Origin of the sequence: Phenylobacterium sp. (assembly GCF_031360265.1) — a bacterium.
In the GTDB taxonomy this organism is placed as follows: domain Bacteria; phylum Pseudomonadota; class Alphaproteobacteria; order Caulobacterales; family Caulobacteraceae; genus Phenylobacterium.
Genome location: NZ_JANMBF010000170.1, coordinates 1 through 8072, shown reverse-complemented (window position 1 = coordinate 8072; position 8072 = coordinate 1). Strand labels below are relative to the sequence as shown.

General features: G+C 68.5%; 7 protein-coding genes. 1 reads left to right on the top strand and 6 read right to left on the bottom strand.

Translation table 11 applies throughout. The features are described from left to right. The coding region (locus RMN86_RS15755) for an Mrp/NBP35 family ATP-binding protein (RefSeq protein ID WP_309606805.1) at positions 1-857 on the top strand (857 nt) is incomplete at its 5' end. A gap of 1 nt (position 858) precedes the next feature. Here the strand turns inward: RMN86_RS15755 and RMN86_RS15750 are convergent. The 6 genes from RMN86_RS15750 to RMN86_RS15725 form a co-directional block, all read right to left on the bottom strand. Further along, positions 859-2280 carry an MFS transporter gene (locus RMN86_RS15750; RefSeq protein WP_309606804.1) on the bottom strand — a complete coding sequence of 474 codons (1422 nt, stop codon included), beginning with the start codon at positions 2278-2280 and terminating at the stop codon, positions 859-861. 101 nt (positions 2281-2381) lie between these two features. Beyond that, positions 2382-3779, bottom strand: a complete 1398-nt coding sequence (locus RMN86_RS15745; protein ID WP_309606803.1) for an MFS transporter — start codon at positions 3777-3779, stop codon at positions 2382-2384. A 128-nt stretch (positions 3780-3907) separates the two neighbouring features. Further along, complete coding sequence (locus RMN86_RS15740; protein WP_309606802.1) at positions 3908-4813, bottom strand: SDR family NAD(P)-dependent oxidoreductase; 906 nt, start codon at positions 4811-4813, stop codon at positions 3908-3910. Positions 4814-4894: 81 nt separating this feature from the next. After that, a complete protein-coding gene (locus tag RMN86_RS15735; protein ID WP_309606801.1) occupies positions 4895-5869 on the bottom strand; it encodes an HlyD family efflux transporter periplasmic adaptor subunit in 975 nt (324 codons plus the stop codon). 11 nt (positions 5870-5880) lie between these two features. Next, complete coding sequence (locus RMN86_RS15730; RefSeq protein ID WP_309606800.1) at positions 5881-6675, bottom strand: ABC transporter ATP-binding protein; 795 nt, start codon at positions 6673-6675, stop codon at positions 5881-5883. Continuing rightward, on the bottom strand, positions 6672-7814 hold the full coding sequence (locus tag RMN86_RS15725; protein ID WP_309606799.1) for an ABC transporter permease: 1143 nt from the start codon (positions 7812-7814) through the stop codon (positions 6672-6674). The genes RMN86_RS15730 and RMN86_RS15725 overlap by 4 nt, the downstream gene beginning before the upstream one ends. Between the last annotated feature and the right edge of the window lie 258 nt (positions 7815-8072).

The following is an 8072-nucleotide window of genomic DNA, read 5'->3' as shown; positions in this document are numbered from 1 at the left end:
GCGCCGGCCCGCAGATGAACCTGAAGGTCACGCCGCGCCGCCCGACCGCGCGGGTGCAGGAGGACCCGCAGGCCAGGCTCTCGCCGATGACCGAGGCCGAACGCCCGCCCTTCGTCGGCAAGGTGATCGCCATCGCCAGCGGCAAGGGCGGGGTCGGCAAGTCGACCGTGGCGGTGAACCTGGCCGCGGCCTTCGCCCACCTCGGCCTGAAGGCGGGCCTGCTGGACGCCGACATCTATGGCCCCTCGGCGCCGCACATGATGGGCATCAAGGACGAGCCCGAGTTCGACGCCGAAAAGCGGCTGATCCCGCTGATCGCCTGGGGCGTCAAGGTGATGTCGATCGGCTTCATCGTCGAGGATGGGGCGGCTAATATCTGGCGCGGCCCGATGGCGTCGTCGGCGCTGCGCACCCTGATCAACAGCGTCTGGGGCACAAAGGACGATCCGCTGGACGTGCTGGTCATCGACCTGCCCCCGGGCACCGGCGACATTCAGCTGACCCTGGTGCAGCGGCTGCAACTCGACGGGGTGGTGATCGTCTCGACGCCGCAGGAAATCGCCCTGATCGATGCGCGCCGCGCGGCCACCATGTTCCGCAAGACCGGCGCCTCGATCCTCGGCGTGGTGGAGAACATGGCCTGGTTCGCCGACCCCGCGACGGGGACCCGCATCCCGATCTTCGGCGAGGGCGGCGCGGCCCGGGAGGCGCAGGCCCTGGGCGCGCCGCTGCTCGGTCAGGTGGCGATCGACGTGGCCCTGCGCCAGGCCTGCGACGATGGCGCGCCGTTGGTCGCCACGGCGCCACAGAGCGCCGCGGCCCAGGTGTTCATCGAGATGGCCAGGCGGCTGGCCTGATCTATTCGGCCGGGGCGGGCGGGGCTTCCGCCGAACCCAGCAGGCTTTCCTCCGACGATGCGAGCGAGACGCGCTCGCGCGCGTCGAGAGCCGCCTTGATCTCGCTGTGCCTTTGCGGCGTCAGCTTGTAGCCGAAGAACACGGTCGCTCCGATGAGCACGAAGATCACGGGCGCGAACAGATAGCACATCTGCAGTCCGAAGATGGCTTCGGGCGTATTGAAGGCGTGCGGTTTGGGATTGAAGCCCACGTATTGCAGGATCGGCAGCACGATAATGGCGGTGACCGAGGTGCCGATCTTCTGCACCAGGATCACCAGAGAATAGAGCACCCCGGCCCGCTCCTTGCCGGTCGACAGACGCAGCTCGTCGGTGACGTCGCCGACCATGGCGCGCATCATCGGAATGAAGGCGCTGGCCGAAAAGCCGACGGCGAACATGCCGACGGCGGTGGCCGCCAGCAGGCCTGCCGGGATGGCCATGAGGATCGACTGGGTGACGCCATAGGCCAGACAGGCGATCTGGATCGCGCGATGCTTCCCGACCCGGTCGGCGATGTGGGCCCAGATCGGCGCGCCGATGATCCCGGCGCCGATGTAGGGGATCAGCAGGTAGCTCACCTGGCTGATCTCGAACCCCTTGGCGGTGTGGAAAAAGAACACGTACATCGGGGCGGTCGTATTGGCGCCCAGCGTCAGCAGGAGATCGGCCAGCACCAGGCGGGACATCGACCCGGTGGTGAAGATCGCCGCCAGGTCCTTGAGTCCTGAGCGCTCTCGCCTGATGTCCCGCACCACGCGTTCGGGCGTGAACAGCGCATTGATCGGAATGGTGATCACCGCCACCACGATCAGGATCCAGGCGAGCTTGGGCATGGAGTCGCCGTCGCCGGGCTTGATGGCGCCGTGGGACAGAATGGGCGCGAGCAGCAGGCTCACCGAGCCGATGACCGCGACGCCCTGGGTCCAGCCAAAAATCCGCGACCGTTCCTTGTAGTCGCCGGCCAGGTTCGCGCCCCAGGCGGCGTGGGAAAGGCCCAGCAGGGAGTAGGCGAGGTAGCAGACCAGCAGCCAAGGGACCAGGTGCTCAAGGCCGGCGCCGGCCGGCGGGTTGAGCAGCTTGTAGACGCCAAGAATGAACACGGGCAACGACAGCACGAACCAAGGCTTGAAGCGGCCGATGGGCGTCTCGAAGCGATCCATCAGCCAGCCCAGGACGAAGTCGAAGCCCACGTCGATCAGGCGAAGGGAACTGAGCGTCGCCCCAAGCACCGCCAGCTTGATGCCGACCGTGCCGGCGTAGAACGGCGTGATGTAGGTCCCCAGGACCAGGAGCAGCATGTAGACCGGGATGCTGCCGGTGGCGAAGGCCAGGACGCGGGGCAGGGGCAGGCGGCCCGCGGGGGCCGTGGAGGCTGAGGTCACAAGGCGTCTCCCAATATCACTAGGTCGCCCTCTGGGGGGCGCTTATGGCGACAGGGGAGCGTCTGGACGTCCCGTGCGCAAGGGCTTTGCTGCGCGGCGGCTCAGGCTTCGCTGCCGGTGAGGGCGGCGGCCAATGTGGCTTCGGCCTCCAGGGCGTCGCGCGCGTCAAGCTCGCGGCGGATCTCGGCGTGGCGCTCGGCTGAGAGCTTGTAGCCGATGAAACAGGCGCCGCCGAGCATCACGAAGATGATCGGGCCCCAGGCATAGGCCAGTTCCAGGCCGCGGATCTGATCGGGCCCGTTCGCCGCGCCCTCGACGGGATTGTAGCCCACCACGCTCAGCACCCAGAAGGTCAGCGTGATGGCCAGGGCGCTGGCCGCCTTGGTGGTGGCGCTGGTCAGGGCGTAGAGCAGGCCGATCTCGTGGCGACCCTTCTCCAGTCGGATCTCGTCGCCGATGTCGGCGGTGATCGAGCGGATCATCACCACCGTGCCGGCGGCCAGCGCGCCAGCGAGCAGCATGGCCGGGGCGGCGATGGCGAAGTTCGCCTTGGGCGAGACGAAGATGACGATCAGCATCAGCGAATAGCCGGTGGTGGTCACGGCCAGGGCGCGATGCTTGCTGATCCGATTGGCCAGCCAGGCGGTCGCCGGCGCGCCCAGCAGGGCCGCGGCGATATAGATCACCAGCAGCGCATTGGCCGCGGTCGTGGTGAACCCTCGGCTGTCCTTGAAGAAGAACAGATAGAGGGCCGCCATCCAGCCGGGGCCCAGCGTCACCAGGAAATCGGCGGCCACCAGGCGCAGGATGTTCGGACGGACCAGCAGGGCGCCGTAATCGGCCAGCCGGAAATTGTGCGCCGTCGCGAGCTTGTTGAGCGGCTCGGGCGTGGGCAGCGCCGCGATGACGATCGCCACGGGCGACAGGCCGAACAGGAACCAGCCCACCGCCTGGACCCCTTGCGCGTCCGTGCCGTGCCGCTGGGCGACGACGATGGGGATCACCAGGATGGCCACCGAGCCCAGGGTTCCCAGGCCCGCCATCGCGCCGAAGATCCGCGACCGCTGGCTGTAGGTCGCCGCCAGCGTCGAGGCCCAGGAATTGGCCGCCAGCAGCAGCAGCGACATGCCCAGGTACATGATCAGGAGCCAGATCAGCAGATAGCCGCCGCCGACGCCGACCGGCGCCTGATAGAGCCGATGGATCGCCAGCATCAGCACCGGCGCGCCCAGCAGCATCCAGGGCCGGTAGCGGCCGATCCGCGAGCGGGTGCGGTCCATCAGAAGCCCGAGCGCCGGGTCGAGCGGGATGTCGATCAGCCGCACCAGGCCGAAAATGCCCCCCACCGCCAGGCCCAGGCCGATGTGGCCGGCGAAAAACCGGGGAACCTGCACCGCGACCGAGGTGACCAGGGCCGAATAGGGGAGGTAGGCGCAGGCGAACGTGAGAACCGCGAGCAGCGACAACTGCCCGGCGGGCGGACCCTTGGCCTGCGACAAATCCTGGTCCTCCGCGCCACGTCGCACCTCAGGCGGGCGCGCTCACGCGGCAAGGATAGGCTTGAGGCCCCGAGGAAGGGCAAGTGGATTCGGCGTAATGCGGGTCGCCGGCGCCGTTTGCGTCGCCGTCAGCCGCCCTGCATCTTGCGGAACACCTTGCCGGACTGCTCGCCCCCGGCGTTGTAGGGCTGCTGGCCGGCCGGGTCGGTGATCCGGGCCCAGTTGTCGCGCACTTCCTCCACCGACAGGCCGCCCTCGCCCAGGTAGACGCCCTCGGTCTCGACGATGTGGGCGAGCGCGAAGACGCCGGCGCCGGCGGTCAGGATGCAGCCGGTGGGCGCCTCTTCGGAGCACAGGAACACCACGCCGGGCGTCACATATTCGGGCTTCAGCTTGGCCAGGATTTCCGGCGGCATCAGGTTCTCGGTCATCCGGGTTGCGGCGACCGGGGCGATGGCGTTGACGTGGATGTTGTTCTTCTGGCCCTCGAGCTTCAGCGTGTTCATCAAGCCGATGATGCCCAGCTTGGCCGCGCCATAGTTCGACTGGCCGAAATTGCCGTAGAGGCCCGACGACGACGTCGTGCAGACGATGCGGCCATAATTCTGGTCCTTCATGATCTCCCAGACCGCCTTGGCGGGCTTGACCGTGCCCATCAGGTGGACGCCAAGCACGAACTCGAAGTCGGCGATCTCCATCTTGGAGAAGGACTTGTCCCGCAGCACGCCGGCGTTGGCGACCAGGACGTCGATGCGGCCCCAGGCGTCCATGGCGTGCTTGACCATCAGGGCCACGCCGGCGTCGTCGGTGACCGAGCTGCCGTTGGCGATCGCCTCGCCGCCGAGGGCCTTGATCTCGTCGACCACGGCGTTGGCCGCGTCGGATCCGCCGCCGGACCCGTCCATCGAGCCGCCCAGATCGTTGACCACCACGCGCGCGCCACGCCGGGCGAGCTCCAGGGCGTGCTGGCGGCCCAGGCCCCCGCCCGCGCCGGTGACGATGGCCACTTTGCCGTCGAAGCGAAGGTCCGCCATGGGAAAATCCTCTCTGCGCGCATTGCCGAATTCGGCGGGCCTTGTGCGGGGTGAGGCCGGGCGCGTCAACCGCGCTTTGGCTCAGCCCGCCGCGGCGGTCAGCGCCTGGGCCTGCTGCTGGGTGCGCAGGAATTTCACCAGCACCCGCTGGCCGATCAGGAACGGGGCGCCTTGCGTGGACACCACCACCTCGACCACGCGTTCGTCGCTGCGTTCGGTGGGGTCGTCGGACTGCAGCTTACGCGCGCCGAACACCGCGGCGCGGCGCAGCACCTTGCCGGCGATCACCTTGGCCGGGTCGGCCTCCGGCGACAGCTGCACGGCCTGGCCGATCGTGACGAAGGGCAGCGCGCTCTCGGCGATCTCGGCGCGGACGATGCGGTCGGCCCGGGGCTCAAGGTCGAACATGTTGGAGACGTTCAGCGTCGAGGCGCCGGCGCCGGGGTTGGCGTAGCGGCGCACGATCCGTCCGTCGGCGGGCGCGCGGATGATGGTCAGTTCCTGGTTGTAGCGCGCCTGGCTCAGCCGGGCCTGGGCCGCGCCGACGGCGGCGTTCTGAGCCTCGATCCCGGCCTGGGCCTGGCGGACGGCGTCCTGCGCCTGGTCGATTTTCTGGCCGGCCACGAAATTGGACGCGACCAGGGCCTGCAGCCTGGCCAGTTCACGCCGCGCGGTGGACAGCTGCACCTGCAGGACGGGGATCTGCGCCTGGGCCTGGCGCATGTCGGCCGCCGCGCTCTGGGCCCGCAGCCGCGGCTCCTCGTCCTCCAGGCGCGCCAGCACCTGGCCCTTGGTCACCGCCTCGCCTTCCTGCACCAGCACGTCGCGGACGATGCCGGAGGTGCGCGCGGCGACCTGGATCACCCCGCCCTCGACGTCGGCCTTGCCGTTGGCGATGGCGACATAGGGGCTCTTCGGCGCCGTGGCCGCGGCGATCTTGGCCTCCTGGGCCTTCCTGGCCCGGGCCTGGCCGGACAGGAACAGGCCCCCGCCGCCCAAGATGACGATCAGGACGGCGACGAGCCAGACGATGCGGTTACGGGCGAGAGCGAGCATGACGTTGGTCCTTAGGCCCCGACAAGAACGGGCTGGTGATGGCTGTGCCCGCTGGGCGCCCCTGTCGCGCCGCTCACGGTGGGAACGACGCGCCGGTCGCTGAGGATCTGGCCGTCCTCGATGTGGATGATGCGGTCGGCGTAGCTCTCCAGCCGCGGGTCGTGGGTGACGCAGACCACCGCGGCCCCGAACGACTTGGCCGCCCGCTGCAGCAGCTTGATCACCACCTGGCCGCTCTCGCCGTCCTGGGGGGTGGTTGGTTCAGCGGCTATCAGCTGCGTGGGGTCCTTGGCCCGCGCCCGGGCGCGGGCGACCCGCTGTTTCTCGCCGCCGGAGAGCTCGGAGGGGCGCTGGTTCATGCGCATCTCAAGGCCGACCTCGGTCAGCGCTGTGGCCGCCTTGTCGCGCGCGTCGGCGCGAGAGAAACCCTTGTATTTCAGAATGATCTCGACCTGCTGGAGCGCGGTGAGCGCCGGGAACAGGTTGAAGCCCTGGAAAATGAAGCCGCAGTGGTCGAGCCGGAAGCGGTCGATCTTGCCCGGCCGATAGCTCCACAGGTCCTCGCCCAGGGCGCTGACCGATCCGGCGTCGGGCCGCAGCAGGCCGGAGAGCGCGGCGACCAGGGTCGATTTGCCCGAGCCTGACGGCCCCATGACCATGGTGACGTCGCCGTGCAGGGCCTCGAAGTCCACCGACTTCAGCACCTCGATGTGGGTGCGCCCGGTCTTGAATCGCTTGGTCAAACCGTGAGCCACGATCGCTGGCGCACGGGGGGCGGGAGCGCTGTGGGCGTGTTGGGCGTTCATCGCAGCAGGTCCGCGGGTTGGCTTTTCTTCAGGATGCCGAGGGACAGCAGTCCCGAGGCGATGGAAATGACCACGAGCAGGGTGGCGACGCCGATGACCCAGGCGGCCGGAAAGCCCATCGGCAGGCCGCCGCTCTGGCCCAGCAGGTAGACGAGCCAGGTGAACACCGCCGTGGCGATCAGGCCGGCGAGGCCGACCCACACCGACAGCTCCAGGATGATCCAGCGCAGCGAGCCCATGGACACGCCCAGCGCCCGCAGGCTGGCGAACTCCTTGATGCTGGCCAGGATCGCGCCGCGCAGGGTCTGGGAGGTGATGCCGACGCCGATCAGGAAGCCCAGGAAGACCGAGAAACTGAGGAAGATGCCGATGATCTGTTCGCTCATCAGCGCGGTCTCGTTGGCCTTGGCCAGATCGCCCTTGGTCCAGGCCTTGTAGGCGCCCTTGGACGTGGCGTTCAGCTGATCGACCACCTGCTGAACCTGGGAGGGATCGCGCAGCCGCACCATCAAGGGGCCGGTCTTGCCGTTCTTGGGGCCCATGCCCAGAAGCCGCATGGTGTCGCGCGACATGTAGACCGTGGGCTGGTTGACGTTCGGATAGGTCTCCAGCAGCGCGCGCACATGCACCGTCTTGCCATTCAGCGTGGCCGTGGCGCCCAGGTGGGTCCCCAGCGTCTTCTGCGCCGACTTGTCGATCACCACGGCATAGGGCTCTAGCAGGGCCAGCCGGACCGATTCCGGATAGTCCAGGGGCAGGGTCACCGCGCCCGGCCGCGGATCGACGTCGAAGGTGTTGACGAAGGTGGTGACGGTCTTCTTGCCCGGCGCGGGCGTGTTGACCCAGCGCGCGCCGTCGCCGTCGAGGCTCTCGACCTCGACCACCTGCGGGTTCAGGTAGATCAGCGGCTGGATGCGTTCGGGCAGGCCATCGGGCCCGGAATTGATCAGGCTCTCGTTCTTCGGGGCAAGGATCATCAGGTCGGCGCGGCTGCGGTCGATCGAGGCGGTGATCGCCCGGACGATGCCGGTGAACATGCCCACCTGCGCCAGGATCAGCAGGCCAGAGAACGCCAGCGCCACCACGGCCGCCGTATAGCGCCTCCATTCGTAGAGCAGCGTGGCCAGGGCCAGCGACATCGGTGCGTCTCCCGTTCCGAGCGCGAGATGTCGTGCGGCCGCCGCGAGAGCCAGTTAATTCCCGGTAACGGGGCCTTGCCCGAACCCCTCGCGAAGCCGCATGGCGCGCTCAGTTACGAGGAGGCGGCAGGCGGTTCGGACGGATGCGATCGTCCCGATTAAACCTTTGTAATGGGCGCTGTAACTACGGTGACAATTACGAACTACGGTGATGGTGTGGACGGCGAGCGCCGTCCACACCATCACCGTAATCCGAGC

Excerpts from the sequence above, each read along its gene's own strand:
- RMN86_RS15730 (WP_309606800.1), bottom strand. The coding sequence starts at position 6,675 with ATGAACGCCCAACACGCCCACAGCGCTCCCGCCCCCCGTGCGCCAGCG.
- RMN86_RS15725 (WP_309606799.1), bottom strand. The coding sequence starts at position 7,814 with ATGTCGCTGGCCCTGGCCACGCTGCTCTACGAATGGAGGCGCTATACG.
- RMN86_RS15740 (WP_309606802.1), bottom strand. The coding sequence starts at position 4,813 with ATGGCGGACCTTCGCTTCGACGGCAAAGTGGCCATCGTCACCGGCGCG.
- RMN86_RS15735 (WP_309606801.1), bottom strand. The coding sequence starts at position 5,869 with ATGCTCGCTCTCGCCCGTAACCGCATCGTCTGGCTCGTCGCCGTCCTG.